General features: G+C 45.1%; 2 pseudogenes. Both read left to right on the plus strand.

Annotated elements, in window-relative coordinates:
• Nucleotides 1-172, plus strand: a pseudogene (locus Q0X89_RS17825) ([acyl-carrier-protein] S-malonyltransferase); the annotation flags it as partial.
• A 156-nt stretch (nucleotides 173-328) separates the two neighbouring features.
• Nucleotides 329-2597, plus strand: a pseudogene (locus Q0X89_RS17830) (hypothetical protein); the annotation flags it as partial.

A 2597-nucleotide genomic window follows, 5' to 3' on the forward strand; every position in this document is an offset into this window, starting at 1 on the left:
GCAAAACCTGATCTCGCAACTTACGGCCCCGGTTAAGTGGACACAAAGCGTACGGCACATGGTTGCAGATGGGGCAACGCTGTTTACAGAGGTAGGTCCGGGGAAGGTATTACAGGGACTGGTCAAAAAAATTGAGCCCTCCGCAGAAGTCACTTCAGCTGTGGTTTCATAGGAGAAAGTTCCATGGATTTTGCGGTTCAACCGAAAAAGTAAGTTTTAAGCCTTTATATTAGTCAGAAGACTACATTTTTAGTAATATTGGGTCCCTATTTCGCCTAACCTGCATTACTTGCTATGGTTTGAATTTTTATAATTCAAAGGACAAGCTATGATATTGAAAAAAAACACCACACGGTTTGCAACCATACCTTTATTTCTTAAAGGTTTTCTCTCTTTTATAGTACTTCTTTTTTTTCATACTCAGGTGAGTGCTCAGGACTGTTTTTTTGCCCCAACTTTAAGTACTAATGCAGATGCCATTTGCGACTTGGCATCTATAGATTTAGATCCTTATGTGACCAATGTTCCATCTGGTGCTGGAACTTTAGTTTGGAGTACAAGCCCATTGGTAGGAGTTGCTTTGTTACCAGGTTCAGTTGTGTCTACATCTGGCACCTATTATGCATGGTATACGGGCTTTAATGTTGGCTTGGAATGCTATAACCCTTCTCCCATAGCCACTGCGGCTACAACCCTGGCACTGACATTTAGTACTTCGCCTTCAATTACGGCGACGACCCCCGGACAACGTTGTGATGCAGGGACAGTAACATTGGGAGCCACTTCTAGTTCAGGAACTGCTACCATAAATTGGTATGCCGGAGCTACAGGAGGCATTAGTTTAGGGTCTGGCACTAGTTTTACCACACCCAGCATCAGTACTACCACGACATATTATGTAGAGACAACAGAAAACGGTTGTACTTCTACACCACGGATAGCTGTTATAGCTACTGTAAATCTCTCACCAACAATTACATCAACTACGCCTGGTGAACGCTGTGATGCAGGAACAGTAACATTGGGAGCTACTTCCAGCTCAGGAACTGCTACCATAAATTGGTATGCTGCAGCTACAGGAGGTACTAGTTTAGGGTCAGGCACTAGTTTTACTACACCCAGCATCAGTACTACCACGACATATTATGTAGAGACAACAGAAAACGGTTGTACCTCTGCACCACGGACGGCTGTTGTTGCTACGGTAACACCAACTCCAACAATAAACAGTACAACACCAGGAGAACGCTGCGGTCCTGGCACTGTAATCTTAGGAGCAACTTCCAGTTCAGGAACTGCTACCATAAATTGGTATGCTGCTGCTACAGGAGGCACTAGTTTAGGGTCTGGCACTAGTTTTACCACACCCAGCATCAGTACTACAACGACATATTATGTAGAGACAACAGAAAACGGTTGTACTTCTACACCAAGGGTAGCTGTTGTAGCTACTGTAAATTCATCACCAACAATTACATCAACTACGCCTGGTGAACGCTGTGATACAGGAACAGTAACATTGGGAGCTACTTCCAGCTCAGGAACTGCTACCATAAATTGGTATGCTGCTGCTACAGGAGGCACTAGCTTAGGGTCAGGCACTAGTTTTACCACACCCAGCATAAGTACTACCACGACATATTATGTAGAAACAACAGAGAACGGTTGTAGTTCTTCTCCAAGAACAGCCATTGTGGCCACCGTAACGGCAACGCCTACAATAAACAGTACAACACCGGCAGAACGATGTGGCCCGGGGCTGGTAACCCTTTCGGCAATTGCCAGTAATGGCACCATTAATTGGTATACTGCGCCCACAGGGGGCACATTAGTCGGTTCAGGTACAAGCATCACACCCAACGTTTCAGTGACTACCACATTTTATGTAGAAGCCACCGCTAATTCATGCGTGTCTGGCAGAACCCCGGTGGTAGCTACGGTATCTATAGAACCCTCTACCGGTGGTGCTCCAGATAACATTGGTGATGCAGCCTGTAATGTTAAAAATAGCAGTCTCCCGGAAAAGATAAAACTGGATGATTATTTTGATGGTACCCAAGACGATGGAGACTGGGTACAGGTTGGAGGACCGGAAACGGTAGATCCTAGTGGCGGAGATTCTGAAGTGGATTTTGACAAAGAACCATCGGGCACCTATATTTACACCTATACTACCACTACGGCGGTTCCACCATGTACGGACCAGACAGTCACGGTAACCATTACCGTATCGGATTGTTCTCGGGCATGTGATGTTGCACCACCTCAAATTATCCCAGGTGTACCTACTACATTTTGTGATCTAATACCCACTACACTTAGTTTAGATGATTATACTGATGGTAGCGCACCAATAAACACCATTTTAGTTTGGAGTAGGAATCCCACTCCCACGAGCGTAAGCGATCATTTAAATCAGGCCGAAAAAGATAATCCGACCCTTGGCACGTATTATACTTTTTTTTATGACGCGGTCAATGAATGTTGGAGTCCCTCTTCTGAAGTTACTATTGTGGTTAATGCCACACCAAATATTACAGCCACTACCGGCGAAACAATTTGCGGTCCCGGACCTGCAATACTTACTGCTGAAGGGG

Source organism: uncultured Eudoraea sp. (assembly GCF_947258525.1).
In the GTDB taxonomy this organism is placed as follows: domain Bacteria; phylum Bacteroidota; class Bacteroidia; order Flavobacteriales; family Flavobacteriaceae; genus Eudoraea.